General features: G+C 28.8%; 19 protein-coding genes and 1 pseudogene. All 20 read right to left on the bottom strand.

The window, feature by feature from the left end; all coding sequences use genetic code 11:
- Positions 1–141 precede the first annotated feature (141 nt).
- Positions 142–1050, bottom strand: a complete 909-nt coding sequence (locus tag FGL08_RS05655; RefSeq protein WP_415578637.1) for an RluA family pseudouridine synthase — start codon at positions 1048–1050, stop codon at positions 142–144.
- Positions 1047–1490, bottom strand: coding sequence for a signal peptidase II (lspA, locus tag FGL08_RS05650; protein WP_138209857.1), 444 nt, complete (start codon positions 1488–1490; stop codon positions 1047–1049). Before lspA ends, FGL08_RS05655 begins: the two co-directional genes overlap by 4 nt.
- A gap of 70 nt (positions 1491–1560) precedes the next feature.
- Entirely contained in the window at positions 1561–2163 is a 603-nt protein-coding gene (locus FGL08_RS05645; protein ID WP_138209856.1) for a TraR/DksA C4-type zinc finger protein, read from the bottom strand.
- Between the two features lie 92 nt (positions 2164–2255).
- Positions 2256–3065, bottom strand: coding sequence for a 3-deoxy-7-phosphoheptulonate synthase (aroF, locus tag FGL08_RS05640; protein WP_138209855.1), 810 nt, complete (start codon positions 3063–3065; stop codon positions 2256–2258).
- An 11-nt stretch (positions 3066–3076) separates the two neighbouring features.
- On the bottom strand, positions 3077–3769 hold the full coding sequence (locus FGL08_RS05635; RefSeq protein WP_138209854.1) for a 5'-methylthioadenosine/adenosylhomocysteine nucleosidase: 693 nt from the start codon (positions 3767–3769) through the stop codon (positions 3077–3079).
- Positions 3770–4065: 296 nt separating this feature from the next.
- Positions 4066–4689: pseudogene (locus tag FGL08_RS13560) on the bottom strand (DivIVA domain-containing protein); the annotation flags it as partial.
- Between the two features lie 19 nt (positions 4690–4708).
- Positions 4709–5482 carry a YlmH family RNA-binding protein gene (locus tag FGL08_RS05625; RefSeq protein WP_138209852.1) on the bottom strand — a complete coding sequence of 258 codons (774 nt, stop codon included), beginning with the start codon at positions 5480–5482 and terminating at the stop codon, positions 4709–4711.
- 11 nt (positions 5483–5493) lie between these two features.
- Positions 5494–5748, bottom strand: a complete 255-nt coding sequence (locus FGL08_RS05620) for a YggT family protein (RefSeq protein ID WP_138209851.1) — start codon at positions 5746–5748, stop codon at positions 5494–5496.
- A 14-nt stretch (positions 5749–5762) separates the two neighbouring features.
- On the bottom strand, positions 5763–6224 hold the full coding sequence (locus FGL08_RS05615; protein ID WP_138209850.1) for a cell division protein SepF: 462 nt from the start codon (positions 6222–6224) through the stop codon (positions 5763–5765).
- Positions 6225–6256: 32 nt separating this feature from the next.
- On the bottom strand, positions 6257–6913 hold the full coding sequence (locus FGL08_RS05610; protein WP_138209849.1) for a YggS family pyridoxal phosphate-dependent enzyme: 657 nt from the start codon (positions 6911–6913) through the stop codon (positions 6257–6259).
- 95 nt (positions 6914–7008) lie between these two features.
- Entirely contained in the window at positions 7009–7728 is a 720-nt protein-coding gene (locus tag FGL08_RS05605; protein ID WP_138209848.1) for a DUF881 domain-containing protein, read from the bottom strand.
- A 17-nt stretch (positions 7729–7745) separates the two neighbouring features.
- Positions 7746–8087: a small basic family protein gene (locus tag FGL08_RS05600; protein ID WP_138209847.1), complete on the bottom strand. Its 342-nt coding sequence runs from the start codon at positions 8085–8087 to the stop codon at positions 7746–7748.
- Between the two features lie 6 nt (positions 8088–8093).
- Positions 8094–8816 (bottom strand): DUF881 domain-containing protein, encoded by a 723-nt coding sequence (locus FGL08_RS05595; protein WP_138209846.1) that lies wholly within the window; start codon positions 8814–8816, stop codon positions 8094–8096.
- A 12-nt stretch (positions 8817–8828) separates the two neighbouring features.
- On the bottom strand, positions 8829–9632 hold the full coding sequence (locus tag FGL08_RS05590) for a cell division protein FtsQ/DivIB (RefSeq protein ID WP_138209845.1): 804 nt from the start codon (positions 9630–9632) through the stop codon (positions 8829–8831).
- Between the two features lie 177 nt (positions 9633–9809).
- A complete protein-coding gene (spoVE, locus tag FGL08_RS05585; RefSeq protein WP_138209844.1) occupies positions 9810–10928 on the bottom strand; it encodes a stage V sporulation protein E in 1119 nt (372 codons plus the stop codon).
- A 20-nt stretch (positions 10929–10948) separates the two neighbouring features.
- The gene (mraY, locus tag FGL08_RS05580) at positions 10949–11902 is read right to left on the bottom strand and encodes a phospho-N-acetylmuramoyl-pentapeptide-transferase (RefSeq protein WP_138209843.1); all 954 of its coding nucleotides are present in this window, start codon (positions 11900–11902) and stop codon (positions 10949–10951) included.
- Between the two features lie 14 nt (positions 11903–11916).
- On the bottom strand, positions 11917–13305 hold the full coding sequence (locus tag FGL08_RS05575) for a UDP-N-acetylmuramoyl-tripeptide--D-alanyl-D-alanine ligase (RefSeq protein WP_138209842.1): 1389 nt from the start codon (positions 13303–13305) through the stop codon (positions 11917–11919).
- A gap of 1 nt (position 13306) precedes the next feature.
- On the bottom strand, positions 13307–14767 hold the full coding sequence (locus tag FGL08_RS05570) for a UDP-N-acetylmuramoyl-L-alanyl-D-glutamate--2,6-diaminopimelate ligase (RefSeq protein WP_138209841.1): 1461 nt from the start codon (positions 14765–14767) through the stop codon (positions 13307–13309).
- A 108-nt stretch (positions 14768–14875) separates the two neighbouring features.
- Complete coding sequence (locus tag FGL08_RS05565; protein WP_138209840.1) at positions 14876–17071, bottom strand: stage V sporulation protein D; 2196 nt, start codon at positions 17069–17071, stop codon at positions 14876–14878.
- 14 nt (positions 17072–17085) lie between these two features.
- On the bottom strand, positions 17086–17568 hold the full coding sequence (locus FGL08_RS05560) for a hypothetical protein (RefSeq protein WP_138209839.1): 483 nt from the start codon (positions 17566–17568) through the stop codon (positions 17086–17088).
- Positions 17569–17590 lie beyond the last annotated feature (22 nt).

Genomic DNA, 17590 nt, shown 5'->3' with positions numbered 1-17590 from the left:
AAACTATTATTATTTCATTATAATCAAATTCTATTATAATATAATGTAAGTTATTTACTATATACACCTTATGATCTCCCTGGATCATTTAAAGGATTCAATTTTCTTTAGTATAATATCACATATAATTATGTTTTTCAACTATTTTTGCAACTTTTTTAAAAGTTCTTTAAAATATACAGGTAAATCACTTTTAAATTCCATATACTCTTTTGTAGAAGGATGAATGAATCCTAATAAATACGCATGAAGTACCTGACCATTTAGATTAAACTTTTGTTTCTTAAATCCATATAAAGGATCACCTACAAGTGGATGCCCTTTGCTTGCCATATGAACTCTAATCTGATGAGTTCTTCCAGTTTCCAGTTGACACTGCACTAAAGTAAACTCCTTAAATCTCTCTATAACTTCCACATGAGTCACAGCTGATTTACCATCTTTTACAATACCCATTTTAAGTCTATCTTTGGGATTTCGTCCTAAAGGTTTATCTATAGTTAATCTCACCTCTTTTACCCTTCCTTCACAAAGGGCTATGTACCTTCTATTCATAGAATGATCTTTAAGTTGTTCTGCCAAAAAATTATGGGCATTATCATTTTTAGCTACAACTAAAACTCCCGAAGTATCCTTATCAATTCTATGTACTATTCCAGGCCTTATTACTCCATTTATACCTGAAAGATCCTTACAGTGATATAAAAGAGCATTTACAAGTGTTCCTGTGTAATTTCCTACAGCAGGATGCACAACCATACCTTGAGGTTTATTAACTACAATAAGATCTTTGTCTTCATATAAAATATCTAGAGGAATATCCTCTGCATCAATCTCTAAAGTTTCTAACTTAGGAAATTTAATAGTAATGGAATCTCCTATCTTAACTTTATATTTAGACTTTACAGGCTTATCATTTACTATAATCATATTATCATCTATTAAATTTTGAAAAAAATTACGTGATTTATCATTATAATATTGTGAAAGAAAAACATCAAGTCTTTTCCATTCTAGGTCTTTTTCTACTACGATAATATCTTCCATTATTTTTCACCTTTCATTATGTACAATGCTAACAAGAATGTTCCTAAAACAACCATTATATCAGCTATATTAAAAGTAGGGAAATAATAAACATCCTTATAATGAACAGATATAAAATCTATTACATACTTATAAAAAATCCTATCGTATAAGTTACCTATAGCTCCTGTAAATATCATAACTAAGCTATAATTTAATATTTTACTTTCATGTCTATATCTAAAAAACATATATAAAAGGACTATCATAATTAAAATCGTAAGAATTATTAAAAGCCATTGTTTATTTTGCATTATACCAAAAGCTGCCCCTCTATTTTCAAGGTATTCTAGAGTTAGAAAGTTAGGAATTAAATTAATTCCTAATCTGCCTTTTAAATCAATAGCTAATAATTTTGATATACGATCCAAAATTATGCCTAAAATAAAAATAATTATCTCCATATAGTTTATTACCCCTTTTACTATATTAAGTACCTCAACAACTTAATTGAGGTACTTATTTTAATATTATCTAATGTGGCAACTGATTTTTATATTGCTGATTACTAATCATTTCTATAGGTTCAACAAAACCTTCTTTATCTTCTATATCGTAATCATCATATTCCTCTACATTATGAATCATATTGAATATACCAACATCTTGATATGCATCCACTCTATCATATCCAGATGTTTTAATCCTATCATCATACCCAAAAGTATAATCTAATACCTTCTCTTCTACCGGACGTTCTTCACCATTTTCATAAGAACTAATATGATTTTGACAATCTATACAATATTCTGCATAAGGTATCACTTCTAATCTACCACTAGAAATATTTTTACCACACATTTTACAACTTCCATAAGTTCCATTTTCAATACTATGAAGAGCTTTGTCTATCTTTTTAAGCATTACTTTTTCATTTTCTTCTAAAGCCATATTTTTTTCCATTTCAAACATTTCAGAAGCGGAATCTGAAGGATGATTATCATAGGAAGAAAGCTCCGATGAATCTTCATCTTTACTTAATAGATTATCTTCTTTTATATTATCTATGATAGATAATAAGCTTTTCCGCTCTTCCAATAGATTCTTTCTATGTTTATCCATATTTCTATTATCCATATTAATTCCTCCTTCTAAGTTAATACACTATTAGTTTAAGAGGATATAGATATTTTATGAAAATTTTATATGGATATATAGTAGTTTTTTTCTTAGTATAAAATTCCGCTCTCTTCTATATGTTTTATCTTTTTAACAATAGAATCTATCATATCCAAGGAAATGGTTTGCCTCGCATCGGATATAGACTTCTCTGGCTCAAAATGACTCTCTACTATAATTCCATCTGCTCCAGCCATTATACCTGCAAGAGCCATAGGTTTTACTATTTCTCTTAATCCAGTTCCATGACTTGGATCAATTATAATAGGAAGTCTATAGTTATTCTTTATATATGCAATTGCATTTAAGTCTAATGTGTTTCTTGTTACTTGTTCAAAGGTTCTAATACCTCTTTCACAAAGAATTACATTCTTATTGCCTTCCTTTAATATATATTCAGAGGCAAATAACCATTCCTTTATAGTAGCACTAATACCTCTTTTTAACATTATAGGTTTGTTACATTTTCCTACTTCTTTTAAAAGTGCATAATTATACATATTTCTTGAACCTATCTGAATTATATCAATATAATCCAAATATTTTTCTAAATCTCTAGAATCTAAAATTTCTGTTACTACAGGAAGATTATACTTTTGTCCTATTTCATAAAGTATTTTTATACCATCTTCTTCTAAACCTTGAAAATCATACGGAGAAGTTCTTGGCTTAAAAGCGCCGCCTCTTAACATATGTACTCCCATATTCTTTAATTTAGATGCTATTTTATCCATCTGCTCATAGCTTTCTACAGCACAAGGCCCAGAAATTATTACTTTTTCTTTACCACCTATATAAAAATCCCCAACTTTTATTTTTAAATTCTCCCCTTGAGATTTATGAGTTTTTAATTGTTCCATTATTTTATCACCTACATAGCTTTTAACATATTATGAATGATTAATAAAGAATTGTCTACTGCTATATACTTAAAAGTTTCATAATCAGAATGAGTTCCATTAATAGCGTTATCTGAAATTGATCTTATGACTATAAATGGTACTTTATTCAAATGACATACGTGCGCAATGCTAGCACCTTCCATTTCGCAAGCATAGGCATTAAACTCCTTAGAAAGCCACATAAGCTTTTCCTTTGAACTTATGAACTGATCTCCAGAAACTATACTTCCCTCATATACATTATGAGTTTTTAAGTTATTCGCGGATTCTTTGGCATATTTAAATAGAGTATTATCACATTTAAAATCAAATACATCTAGTCTCGGTACCTGACCTAATTTATAGTCAAAAAATGTAGCATCAAAATCATGGTAAATTAGTGAACTTGCTATAACAATATCACCTGGATAAATTTCTTCTTTTAATCCGCCAGCTATTCCTACATTTATTACATAGTCTACATGAAAATCATCTACAAGAATTTGAGCACATATAGCTGCATTCACCTTGCCTATACCACAAGTTACTACTACGACTTCTTTATTATCTAGCATACCAAAATTAAAAGTCATAGAAGCTTTACTCATTTTTCTTAAAACAGTCATTTTATCTATAAGCTTTTCAGTTTCTTCATTCATAGCACCTATTATTCCTATAACCACTGTAATCGCCTCCTATTATATAATAAAAAATTAGCATATTCGAATACTAGAATACATAATCGAAATTCAATTGTCAACTAAATAAAACCTAGTATGTATACGTATAAATAATTAAAACTCACTTATTAAGTGAGTTTTGCTTATTTCTCAATTAGTGTTTCAATTTCATCTGAGGAATTCTTTATCTTAGATAAATCAATATTGTTTCTTTTTATAAAATCATTTAGAGAACCTTCAACATTTACTTTTTCTTCTTTTTTATTAGGTTTAGTTTGCTTATCATTTTTTTCTTGGAGTGCTTTAATTTCCTCTTTATCAATTATTTGAGTATTAAATTCTGATTCCTTCTCTGGTAGTACACTTTCTTCCACTATGCTTGGTTCTACTTCTTTTATTTCAGCTTTTTTAGCTTCTAGCTTTAATTCATTCAATCCTTCTTTAATACCTTGTCCTATATTATATCCACGTTCAAAATCCTTTTCTAATCTTTCAAACATTTCAACTTGACTATTCATAAAGTTTCTATAAATAGATCTAAACTTTTCAAATTCTTGTTTTATTCTCTCATAATCATCATTTATTTTTAAAACATCATTATGAGCTTTATCCAAAATTCTTTGTGCTGAATCATTAGCAGTTTTAATTATAATATCAGCCTCTTTTTGAGCAGAGTGCTTTGCTTGCTCAGAAGCTCCTTGCGCTAATACAAGAGTATTTTGAATAGTTTCTTCTATCTTTTTATAGTGTTCTACTTTCTCTTCGTACATAGATACTTTTTCTTTTAACATTGAATTTTCTTTATACAATTCTTCGTAATCATCAGCTACTTGATTTAAAAAATCATTTACTTCATCAATTTCATATCCTCTAAAGCCTTTTTTAAATTCTTTATTATCTATGTCCATGGAAGTAATTCTCATGACTCCACCTCCAAATATATTACTTAAATTCTAAAACATTTATTTTAAGTCTATTTTTTTGTGTACTACCTACAATTCCTCTTATCTTATATTTTCCGTACCCTTTAATAGTAACTATATCATTCTCTTTTATCAATTTATCCTTCCTTTTGCATTCTCCATAGTTTAAAAGAACTCTACCTTTGGCCAGTAATTCATTACTAAGATTTCTAGATTGTTTTGTTATACTACTTATAACGCAATCTAATCGCAAGGAAGTTGAAATTAAATCTAAAGAACTAAACTCAGATTGAGGAAATTCAATATCATTATAGTTATAACTCTCTATAATGCAAGGGCAATTGTTAATATGAGCTAGGTTATTAACTATATAACTATTCATTTCTTGTACTATGGGTACATAAGCACAATCACTATTAACCACTAAATCCCCTAACTTTGTCCTCTTTATTCCTAAAGACATTATAGCACCTAAATAATCTTTATGTCTTAACTTAGTAAACTTAGATTTATTTTTAATCCTAAGAATGTTTATAGGAAAATCCTCATATAAATATTCTATATAAAAAATAGCAAATCTTTTCTCACATTCATCAAAAGACTTCCAATAAGCAACACTTACACCTAGTTCTTGAGATACTTCCTGTAGATTACTCCATATAGCAGGAGGTAAAAATTCATTTACAGAAACACTTTTATTGGTCTTTATACAAAGGTGTATTTTATCATAGATTCTTCCTAAAAGTTCTTCATCTGTACAATTAAAAAACTTAATAAATTCTTTTTTGTTCATATAAAAACCTATTATAAAAATCTTAATATTGCTTTTATAATTCTAATCATTGCAAAAGCTATTATAGGTGAAAAATCTAAATAACTATTAGTTATAAATCTATCTTGAATTTCCTTTGCTGGTTTTAAAATAGGCCAAGTTACATTGTGAATAAAATCTGTAAATTGATTTCTTTGAATAGGAACCCAAGATAAGATTACTTCTATTAAAATAGCTATTTCTAAAAAATATAAAATATTATATAATAATGTAATTAATATTCTCATTTATTATCTCCGCCTTATTTCATAAAACCAAATACGCCTTTATTTTGTAACTCATACTTCAAGGAATTACTTACTTCTACATTTGATGGTATTAAAAGATATACACCTTTTTCAACTTCTTGAATTTGACCACCGACTATGTAACTAGCACCTCCTACAAAGTCTAAAAGTCTTTGCCCAACTTTAGTTTCTAAGGCTGTAGTGTTTATAACTACAATTTTCCTACTTTTTAAATAATCACAAATTGTGGCAGCTTCTTCAAAATCGAAAGGCTTTACAATAACTATTTTAGCTACACTTGCAGTTGGTAAGGATACAACTTTTGAAGGTCTATTGTTATAAGATGGAGTATTGTTTACAGGTATTTCTGGTTCTTCTAATTCTTCAGTCTCCTCTTCGAAACTTTCTTCCATCTCGTCTACTTCATCATCAAAACATAAAAAATCCATTAACTTATTAAATACTTTTCCTGCCATATGTTTTTCCTCCTATTTATAAAAATTTAATTCTAATAATTCCTTTTTCCAAAAATGCCTTGACCCACTCTTATCATGTTAGAGCCCTCTTCAATAGACCAAAGATAATCATTGCTCATACCCATGGATAAATAATCCATGTAAATATTTTTGTAAGACATATTTTTCAATTCTTCAAAAATACTCTTAGTCTTCTTAAAGTAATATCGACAATTATCTTCATCTCCTTTAGGGATTATAACCATTAATCCTCTAATCTTAACATACTGTGATTTTTCACAAACATCAAGTAATGAATGTAGGTTTTCTTCTAAAACACCACTTTTGGTTTCTTCTCTACCAATATTAATTTGAATCAGTGCATTCATATTAACATTCTTGCTCTTACATCTTTTTTCTATTTCCTCTAATAACTCTATACTATCTAAAGAATGTAATAAATATATTTTATCTACAATATATTTAACTTTGTTCTTTTGAAGATGACCAATTAAGTGCCATTTGATATCCTTAGGCAAGGTTTCGTATTTTTCTACTAGCTCTTGAACCTTATTTTCTCCAAAATTTCGTTCTCCCATGTCATAAGCTTCCATAATCATTTCTTTTGGTTTAGTCTTAGACACACAGATTAAGGTTACATCCTTAGGAATTTTAGTTTTAATTTTGTATAGATTTTCCCTAACAGCCAATTCTGTACCCCCTAAAAAGTACTATTTAAAACCCTATAAATAATTATTCTTCATTAAATTTAAAAATCCTTTATTATTTTAAAAAAATTTACTACTTACTTACTTTTTTCGTATGCATATTTAAAGTTAATATCTCCTTCAAAAGCAGGGACTTCAACCTTATTAGCTTCACTTACTTTAACAGTTATTTTTCTAAAGTCAGTTAAGCTCTTCATATAAAGACTTTCTTTAAGCAAATATTCCTTTATAGTATTCTTATTACCTATTACATCTATATAAAATGGTGCTACTATTTTACTTCCTTTAATTTCTATAAATGTTCCAGAACAATAACTATAAGTATTATTTACTATTCTTTGCCCATTAATAGCAATGGCTTCTGCACCTGCTGATCTAAGGTCATTTATTAGAAACCAAATATCAATGTCATGAATTAAGTTTGATGGTGAATAATATTGTTCAAACTCACTAGCTGTAGCATCGTTTAACATTATCTTTACCCCTTCACCCTCCATGGCATTTAAACCCATATAATTTTTGTACTCCTCTAGTTTATTAGAAACATCTTTCTTAATTTCTGAAACATTATTTTTTTCATTTTCGTATTTACCTAATTTTCTATTATATTCATTTGCTTCCTGTTTCAAAATAGTTATATCCTTATATAACTTATTCCTCTTATTATAAGCTTCATTATATTGATCTATATTTAAGAAAACTTTATTTTTCTCTCCAAAATTCAGATTCATAGAAATTAATATTCCTATTATAACTGAAGCTATAAACACGAAAACTGTAGCTTCGTTTTTCTTCATAAGATCACCTCTTTAATCTAGCGATCGCGCTTTGCTTTATCTAATAATATTCTTCTTATAATAGCAAAATTATTCAAAATTCTTCCTCCAAATAAAATCACTGCCGCAAGATAAATAGGGAGTCCAAGCTTATCACCTAAGTAAACTAAAATAACCGCAATTATAGCATTACCGAAAAAACCAGATACAAATATGTCACTTCTAAACTTATCAGATATTTTAGCTCTTAATCCTCCAAAAACTGAATCTATACATGCAAAGATTGCAACTGAAATATAAGGTGCAAATTTTATTGGTATATTAATCTTCCATATAAGTCCAATTAATACTCCAAGTAATAATCCAACAAAAGCTATCATCAATCTCTACTCCTTCTTTATAGGTTTGGCGTATTTAAATTCCATATTTTGAGTACTATCTTTTTGTATTAAGATTTTATCATTAAGTTCCCATTTTATATCACAATTTCTCTCTAATAGCTCAGGAATATTCCCTGGAAAACTTAGTGCTGATTCCAATAATTTTTTGTTTCCAATAGCTTTAATAACAACTTGCTTATTAAAAGAAATTTTATCATTATTAATTTTTATAGCATTTGATGCTGTTCTGATTCCACTTCTACTATTCAGTCTAATATCATTTATAGATATAGCCTCTGCTTCAGCTGCATAAAGTTCGTTTACAACTTTTAATAAATCTAAATCGCTTATAGGTTGAACTGTATTTCCATTTGAGAATAAACTTGCTTTAGGTGTTATGTATACTATAATACCTTCTCCATCTAAATCCACAAGTCCATTCACCTTTTTTAGATTATCTAATTGCTCTAGCATCATTTTGCTGTATTCATTTCTTCCCGCTGCCGCCTTTTCATACTCATCTATTTTTTTTTGAAGACTAGCCGTCTTACTTTCATAATCCTTCTTTTGCTTTTCTAGCATTTCATTTTCTTTCAAAATTTCAGCATTTTGATTATTTATATCCAATTTTTTACTTTCATCATAACTTACTCTTAACTGATATGTTATTAAAAAACCTAAGATAGCAAATACAGATGCCATTGCTATTTTTGAAGAAACATTTTTCATAAATTACCTCCATTAGTTTACATTAACTACGGGATTTCCATCGTAGCTAACATCTATATATCCTTTTTTATCTTTTATTCCATGCAATCTTATAATATTTAATGCCTTATTTAATTTTTCTTTTAGATTATATTCTGTACCAATTTTAACTATAATATCGTTTACTCTTATATTAATTGAAGTAACATTATGAACGTCTACTCCTGTAATATTATACCCAGATTTATTTTTCTTAGATAGTTCTAAGATTGAATATAAAATTTCTTTTTGTCTGTTATCTTTAAATTGTATAGAATTATTTTTAATATCTGTTTCTTTAAATCCCATAAGCTCCAAAAGACTCATGTTCTTAATATCCTTTTTAATATCAAGTAAATTACCATTACTATCTATGATTAAATAATTATCTTTTCCTTTTAAATACATTTCCGAATCATTTTCTGTAATATCTATAAATATCTTATTAGGAAATTTTCTTTTTATTTTTATATCCTTTACATACTTATTTTGTTTAATTTCACTTTCTAAACTATTTTTATCTAGCAAAAATATATTTTTATTTTTAGCTTTTTCGCCTATAATTTGAATAAGATTTCTATCTAAGTTTTTTGTCTTACCAACTTCTACAGATTTAATAAGAAATTGGGGAAGTTTTAAGCACATAGTAGTTAGTATACTAATTAAAAACAGAGACATTAAAACTAAATTTTTTCTCTTCTTTTTCTTTTTCCTTCTTTTCAAAACTGCTTCCTTGTTTTTTATAATATCTTCAACTGTCTTTACCTTTTTCTTATTTACACCTTTTTTCACCTTCATATTCTACCACCATAATTCTACTCAATTATTTAAACTACTTTATAGATATATAATACCACTTAATACAACTTATTTCACTAAAAAAAGTGATTAAAATTTTTAATTAATTATTACATTTTCCATAATAATTTTATCAAAATAAGTAAAGACGTGTCGAAACACGTCTTTTTTTGTCTATTATTTAAATTTCTCTTCTATTTGCCTTGTTACATTAAGTAAAATACCCATAGAAAACATATTGAATATAAGTGAAGAACCACCATAGCTTATAAAAGGAAGTGGTACTCCTGTTACAGGCATAGAACCAGATACAACTGCTATATTAACAATAGCTTGCACTGCAACTACAGAAGTTATCCCCATGGCCAAAACAGTACCGTAGATATCCTTAGCCTTTAAAGATGCTCTTATTCCCCTCCATATGAATATCATATATATAAATATGATAAGGGCACATCCTATAAAGCCCAATTCTTCACCAATAATAGCAAATATAAAATCATTATGAGGTTCTGGTATGTAAAAGGCTTTTTGTCTAGACTTCCCAAGTCCAACACCAAATAACCCTCCTGAACCTAACGCTAATAGTGATTGGATAAGTTGATATCCATCTCCCCTAGGATCTGCCCATGGATTTCTAAAACTCATTAGTCTCTTCAGCCTATATGGCTTAAAAATAGTTGCAGCTGCAACTCCTGCAAATAATCCACTAGCAATAAAATACAAGTGTGACATTTTAGCTCCAGAGGAGAAAAGAATTATTACAGTCACAATCATTATTACGGAAGCTATACTAAGATTGTTTTCAAGCAATACAAGTCCCGCAAAAAGTGCTGAAAAGCAAAGATAAGGTATAACTCCACCCCAAAAACTTTTTATCTTTTCACCTCTTTGTTCTATTGACTTTGCTAAAGCAATAACTACAACATATTTTGCAATTTCTGAAGGTTGTATTGTAACAAATCCAAGATTTATCCATCTAGTAGCACCATTTACTGGTTTGGAAAATAAAACCAACACCAACAATATCAAGGTACCAAATATCAATATAGGAGTGTATTTTTTAAACCTATGATAATCAACTTTAATAGCAAAAATCATAGCTATAGTTCCCAAACTCACATTAACTAATTGCTTCTTTAAAAAAAACATTGAGTCATAATTATACTTTTTAGAAAAAAATGATGAGTATGAACTAGCACTATACACCATAATTACTCCAATTGAAACTAATAGCATAATAGCAATAAACATTATAAAATCAATTTGACCCATTTTTGATTTGGGTTTTTTCATATAATAACCTCCTTAAAACTTTATAAGGAAAGAGATAAAAATCCTATTAAACATAAAATTACTGTGACTATTGAAAATACAACAACCACCTTAGTTTCATGCCATCCACTTAATTCAAAATGATGATGCAATGGCGACATTTTAAATACCCTTTTCTTTGTTAGCTTGTATGAAGTTACTTGAATTATTACAGATAATGTTTCAGCAAGTGGTATACCAGCCACAATTATCACCATAAGAGGTAATTTAAGTATCATAGCAACAGTAGCTATAACTCCACCTAAAGCAAGTGAACCTGTATCTCCCATAAATATTTTAGCAGGATATGAATTGTTTCTTAAGAATCCTAAAAGTGCTCCCGCTGTAATTGCACAAAAACTTGCAAGTTCATGATGATTAAATGCAAAAGATACTAATCCAAAGAACGTCATAATAAGCAAAGTAACTGAAGTTGAAAGTCCATCTAAACCATCAGTTAAATTTACGGCATTAGTAGTTGCAAGAAAAAACACAATTATAAATGGTATATAGAAATATCCAAGTTCTATAGTTTTATTTAAAAATGGTATATAAATATCTGTTCCAATGTTTTTCGCTCCATAAAAAGACAACCCACCTGCAGCTATTAAAAGTAATAACATCTTTTGATATGGCTTTAATCCTTCGTTATGTTTATGAGCAATCTTTAAAATATCATCCAAAAACCCTACAACTCCAAAGGCTACAAAAGCTATTAAAGCCATTATAGTTTCTATATTGTAACTTCTTTCAAAAACTAATAAAGTAATAGCTGTAGCTATTATAAATATAATACCTCCCATTGTAGGTGTCCCAGATTTTTTTTGATGAGCTTTTGGCCCTTCTCCCCTTATATTTTGTCCAAATTTTAAAGTTCTTAAAATAGGAATCAATATAGGTCCTTGAATCAAAGCTATAAAAAATGCTAAAAGCACATAATAAATAATCTTACTCATTTTAATCCCTCACTTTAGTTATGTAACTTATCAATGTAGTTTACTATATTTTCAAATTGCATAGTTCTAGATGCTTTTACTAAAACTAAATCACCATATAATCTAATATTATTATAATAGTCGCTTAGTTTTTCTTTACTTTCAAATTCTATACATCCTTCTCCAAAGCCTTCTTTGTAAGCTTTAGAAAATTCACCTATACAAAATAGTTCATCTATATTATTCTCTTTAGCAAAAATTGCTACATCTTTATGCAGATTGTAAGATTCTTCCCCCAATTCTTTCATAGTTCCTAAAATAGCAATTCTTCTCTTTCCATTCAATGTTTTTAAATATTCTATAGCCGCTTTCATAGAGTCTGGGCTAGCATTATAAGAGTCATTAATAATTTTAGCATCTTTATTATTAATTACTTGCAGTCTCATAGATGTACTTTCAATATTCTTAAATCCACGTCTAATTTCATCAAAACTTAGCCCTAATTCTCTTGAAGCTGCTATGGCAAGTTGAGCATTTAAAACATTATGAATTCCAGGTACATTTATTTTAAAATCTTCTTTTCTTTCGTGATTATTAACTTTTATATTAAATTTTATACATTCTTCATTAATAATTATATCTTCTGCTAAGTAATTTAATTCCTTTTCTTTTGAATTAAAACCTATCTTTATTAAAGAATATTCTTTGTTATCTTCTATAGAATTTAAAAGATCATTTTCACTATTTATAATAAGAATATTATCCTTTGAAAAGAAATCTGTAATCTCCATTTTAGCTTTTAATATATTTTCCCTAGTTTTTAAATTTTCAATATGAGAAACACCAATATTCGTAATTAAAGCAATATCTGGTCTTGCTATAGAAGCTAAATTATTAATTTCATTGAAATCACTCATTCCCATTTCTAGTACAGCTACATCGTAAGATTTATCCATGCTTAAGACTGTTAAAGGCAATCCTATTTCATTATTAAAATTCCCTTTTGTCTTGAAAACCTTATACTTACCACTTATTGCAGCAGCAGTTAAGTCCTTCGTAGAAGTTTTGCCAGTTGAACCTGTAATGCCTATTACCCTTATATTTAGTTTTTTTAAATAGTATGCTGCAAGGTTCATTAGAGCCTTTTTAGTATCCTTTACTTTAAGAATACCACTTTTAAATATTTCTAATTCTTTATCTTCTAAAAATAATTGATCTATTATACATAGGGATGCACCATTTACCTCTGCATCCTTTATATATTTATTTCCGTTAAAATTCTCACCTTTTAAAGCAATAAATATACTTTCTTTTTGAATTTTTCTAGTATCTGTACTTACTTCAGTAAATTCACTTTTAAAAGGAGATTTTATAACTTCCGCATCTATGGCTTCTATTATTTCTTGCAATGCTAACTTTTCCATACTAAAACACCTCTTTTAATATTTCATCAACAACTTCTCTTTCATCAAAATGTATTTTGCCAGTTTTTAATATTTGATAATCTTCATGTCCTTTACCAGCAATCACTATAACATCACCATTTTGGGCTTCTATTATAGCTCTTTTAATAGCCTCTCTCCTATTTTCAACAACTATATAATTATCTGTTTTAAGTCCTACTAGGATGTCTTCTATTATGCTCATAGGCTCTTCAGTTCTAGGGTTATCTGAAGTTATAACTGCTATATCACTTAAATCACAACCTATTTTTCCCATAATAGGTCTCTTTGTTTTATCTCTATCACCACCACACCCAAATACACTGATTAACCTTCCTCTTGTAAACTCTCTTGCAGTACTTAGAATATTTTCTAATCCATCTGGGGTATGGGCATAGTCTACGATTATTTCAAAGCCTAGATTTTTATTATGAGTTAAAATTTCACATCTTCCTGGAACCATAGCCTTGCTTAAAGCTTTTTTAACATCTTCTAATTTTATTCCCTCTTCTAAAGCCACTATAATTGCTCCTAAAGAATTATATATATTATATCTTCCGGGTAGAGCACAATAAAGATTCTCATTAGCCATATCATGTGAAACCTTAAATTCTACTCCTCTTGAATGTATACTTTCATCAAAAGCCTTATAATCTGATTCTTTGTCTATACTATAAGTTACTATATTCTTATTTTCCTTTGATTGTAGAAGTTCGATAATTCTCTCTCCATATGGATCATCTATATTAATTACTGCATTCTCACTCATTTCAAAGAGTTTATATTTAGCCTCAAAATAAGCATCGAAGGTTTTGTGGAAATCTAAATGGTCTTGTGTTAAATTAGTAAAAATTCCATATTTAAATTTAACACCATAAACCCTATCTAAACTTAGAGAGTGTGATGATACCTCCATTACACAGTATTCTATACCTTCATCTAACATTTCCTTAAAAAGTTTATGTAATTCTAATGATTCAGGAGTAGTATGGCTAGAATCTATTTTTTTATTTCCTATATAATTTGCAATAGTTCCAACTAACCCTACCTTATGTCCTTCACTTTCTAATATAGATTTAATCATGAAAGTTGAAGTTGTTTTACCGTTCGTACCAGTTATTCCTATTAACTTAAGTTTATCACTTGGATTATCATAATAATTTGAAGATGCTTTAGCTAATGCCTTTCTTCCATATTCTACTTGTATTAAAGTCGTATTATGAAAATCATCTTGAACTTCCTTTGATAAGACAACAGCTATGGCTCCTTTTTTTATAGCTTCCTTTATAAAATCATGTCCGTCTACTGTTGCACCTTTAAGAGCAAAAAATAAATCACCATTTTCAATTTTTCTGTGGTCATAACAAATTTTATTGATTTCTATATCTAAACTTCCGCTTATTAGTTTAAAATCAATACCTTTTAGAATATTTGTTAATAACATTATAAACATCTCCTCAATTAGTATTTACTTTAAAAATTCGGCAGAACATAAGAGCTTCTGCCGAATTATAATTTCTTTAAAAAATATATCACATTTTAAAGCTTCTTACTAGTCTCCAATAATCTCTAGCCTTAAATTTATCATGGTACCTTTCTGTACTCTTTCACCTTCTTTAATACTCTGAGTAGATATCATACCGTCTCCACTAAATTTAAACTTTAAGCCTAAATCTCCTAGAATATTTTTAGCTTGTTCCACACTCAACCCATTTAAATTAGGAACTACCACGGTTTTATCTGAAGTATTTTTATTCGAAGTGTAAATTATTATTTCTGTACCTTCTTTTACACTAGAACCAGGCTTAGGATTTATGTCATTTATATATTTTCCGTCACCTTCAATTCTAACTTTTAATTTACTATCCTTTATTATTTTTAGACCCTGTTCTTTTTCTTTACCTCTAACCTCAGGTATTACAACATCTTTTAGGAGACTCTTAGCCTTCTCATCTCCATTAGCATCAGTTTTAAAAGATAAATAATTGAAAATATCATTGAAAACCTGTTTTGCTACAGGAGTTGCTATTTGTCCTGCATAGTAATTCGATGGGTCTGGTTCATCTATGGAAACTAATAAGGTAACTTGCGGATTATCTGAAGGTGCCATCCCGACAAAGGAAGCTATATATTTTTGTTGAGCATATCCTTTCCCACCTTCTGCGATCTTTTGAGCAGTTCCTGTTTTACCACCTATATGATATCCTTGAATAAAGGCTTTTTTACCTCCACCTTCTGATATAACTTTCTCTAGATATCCTCTAAGTTCTCTTGCCACATCCTCATCTATTATCTTCTTTTCTTTTTTATCCTTATACTCTGTATCTACTACCATATTATTATCAGCATCATAATGAGTTATTTCTTTCATAACATGTGGAGTTATAAGTTTACCTCCATTTGCAATGGCATTAAATGCTGTCAAGAATTGAATTGGAGATACAGTATTAGTTTGTCCAAATGATATGGTGGCAAGGTCTGTTTCTGTAACATTTTTGGCATTTTTGACTATCCCAGCTGCTTCCCCATTTAAGTCAATACCTGTTTTTTGACCGAAACCAAATAATTTTATATATTTTGTTAGGGTCTCAGCACCTAAACGTCGTCCTAGTTCCATAAAGCCAACATTACATGAGTTTTGTAGAATATGTGCAAAGTCTTGTGCTCCATGCCCTGTTCTTTTCCAACAATGAATAGTTCTATTTCCAATTTTAACGCTACCATTACAAACAAACTTATCATTCTTAGTAACTTTTCCTTCTGATAATGCTGCTGTAGAAGTTACCACTTTGAATATAGATCCAGGCTCGAAGGTATCACTTACTGCTCTATTTCTCCACATCCTTTGATTCTCTTCTAAAGACTTATTATTATCAAAGGGTTTATTTGGATTATAATCAGGTTTGTTAGCCATACCAAGTATTTCTCCATTATTAGGATTCATAACTAGTACACTTACTGCCTTTGCCTTATTATCTTTTAAAGCTTGTTCTGCAGCCTTTTCAGCAAAATATTGTATGTTTTCATCTATGCTTAAAACAACATTTTTACCATCTACAGGTTTTATATAGTCTGCTATAACATAGGGCATATCCTGTCTATTTTTGTCTAATTCTGATATTTTAATTCCTGGTATGCCTGCAAGGTACCTATCATATATTTGTTCAACTCCCATTAATCCCGTTCCATCTGAGTTAGTATTTCCAATTACATGAGATAAGAAATTATTATTTGGATAGTATCTTTTTGTATCCGGAGAAATTATAAAACCATAGTAATCTTTTTGTTTTAAGTATTCTTTTACTTTTTCGGTTTCATCACTTTCCATTCTCCTCTTTAACATAGCGCCACCTTTAGGTTTTCCATTAGGAAGTGGATCTATCATCTTTTTTTTAAGAGTCCCTTCATCCACATCCAACAAGCCGGAAAGATCAGGCATTAAAGATTCCATATTAACTTTTTTCTTTTTTAAATCTGCTCTTAAAGCATTTAAATCTACATCTATCCTATATACATTAGCACTAACTGCAAGTTCGTGATTATTTCTGTCTAGTATCTTTCCTCTTTTAGGAGCTATCTTAACCTCGCTTGTCCACTGATTTACAGCTTTTTCTTTAAGATCTCCAGATTTTAAAGTCATAATATACAGAACTCTTATACCCAGCGTAAAAAGTATGGAAAAAAGAATTAGAAATGCCCATACTCCTCTCTTTTTAATGGTGACCTTGTCTCTATATTTTCTGTTCACTTAGTTTACCTCCATTAAAAAAGGATATTTTTAATTTTCTCCAAAAACTTATTAATTCCTTTGTTCTCTTCTTCTTTATTTATAAAGTTATCCTTGCTGAGGTCATAATAATATGTATCATTGATACTTGGCTCCACCATTTTAAATTTTCCTCTAGCCGCACTATCTACAGACTTTATATCTTTAAACTTTAAAAGATGAACTTTAATATCATCATTTTTATATTTGATAGTGCTAATTTCTTTTTTCATATTCGCTATTTGTTTTTGGTTTGCATATATTACTGAGTATCTTACTACAATAACCATACCAACTATAAATAAAACCCCTACACTTTTTAACGCCCTAAGCTTCCTTTGATTTTTTTCTTTTCTATTAATTTTTAAATTTTCTCTTCTTGATTTTTCTAGTTCCTCATATACTTCCTTTTTCTTTAAGGGTTTCGTATTTCCTAAATAGTCTTCATTATATATTTTTTCTTTTTCGACTACTAACAATTTATTCACTTCCTTTTCAATT

Origin of the sequence: Hathewaya histolytica, assembly GCF_901482605.1 — a bacterium.
GTDB classification, from domain to species: Bacteria; Bacillota; Clostridia; order Clostridiales; family Clostridiaceae; genus Hathewaya; species Hathewaya histolytica.
This window is presented reverse-complemented; position numbering and strand designations above follow the sequence as displayed.

Excerpts from the sequence above, each read along its gene's own strand:
- lspA (WP_138209857.1), bottom strand. The coding sequence starts at position 1,490 with ATGGAGATAATTATTTTTATTTTAGGCATAATTTTGGATCGTATATCA.
- FGL08_RS05645 (WP_138209856.1), bottom strand. The coding sequence starts at position 2,163 with ATGGATAATAGAAATATGGATAAACATAGAAAGAATCTATTGGAAGAG.
- aroF (WP_138209855.1), bottom strand. The coding sequence starts at position 3,065 with ATGGAACAATTAAAAACTCATAAATCTCAAGGGGAGAATTTAAAAATA.
- FGL08_RS05625 (WP_138209852.1), bottom strand. The coding sequence starts at position 5,482 with ATGAACAAAAAAGAATTTATTAAGTTTTTTAATTGTACAGATGAAGAA.
- FGL08_RS05620 (WP_138209851.1), bottom strand. The coding sequence starts at position 5,748 with ATGAGAATATTAATTACATTATTATATAATATTTTATATTTTTTAGAA.
- FGL08_RS05615 (WP_138209850.1), bottom strand. The coding sequence starts at position 6,224 with ATGGCAGGAAAAGTATTTAATAAGTTAATGGATTTTTTATGTTTTGAT.
- FGL08_RS05605 (WP_138209848.1), bottom strand. The coding sequence starts at position 7,728 with ATGAAGAAAAACGAAGCTACAGTTTTCGTGTTTATAGCTTCAGTTATA.
- FGL08_RS05600 (WP_138209847.1), bottom strand. The coding sequence starts at position 8,087 with ATGATAGCTTTTGTTGGATTATTACTTGGAGTATTAATTGGACTTATA.
- FGL08_RS05595 (WP_138209846.1), bottom strand. The coding sequence starts at position 8,816 with ATGAAAAATGTTTCTTCAAAAATAGCAATGGCATCTGTATTTGCTATC.
- FGL08_RS05590 (WP_138209845.1), bottom strand. The coding sequence starts at position 9,632 with ATGAAGGTGAAAAAAGGTGTAAATAAGAAAAAGGTAAAGACAGTTGAA.
- spoVE (WP_138209844.1), bottom strand. The coding sequence starts at position 10,928 with ATGAAAAAACCCAAATCAAAAATGGGTCAAATTGATTTTATAATGTTT.
- mraY (WP_138209843.1), bottom strand. The coding sequence starts at position 11,902 with ATGAGTAAGATTATTTATTATGTGCTTTTAGCATTTTTTATAGCTTTG.
- FGL08_RS05575 (WP_138209842.1), bottom strand. The coding sequence starts at position 13,305 with ATGGAAAAGTTAGCATTGCAAGAAATAATAGAAGCCATAGATGCGGAA.
- FGL08_RS05570 (WP_138209841.1), bottom strand. The coding sequence starts at position 14,767 with ATGTTATTAACAAATATTCTAAAAGGTATTGATTTTAAACTAATAAGC.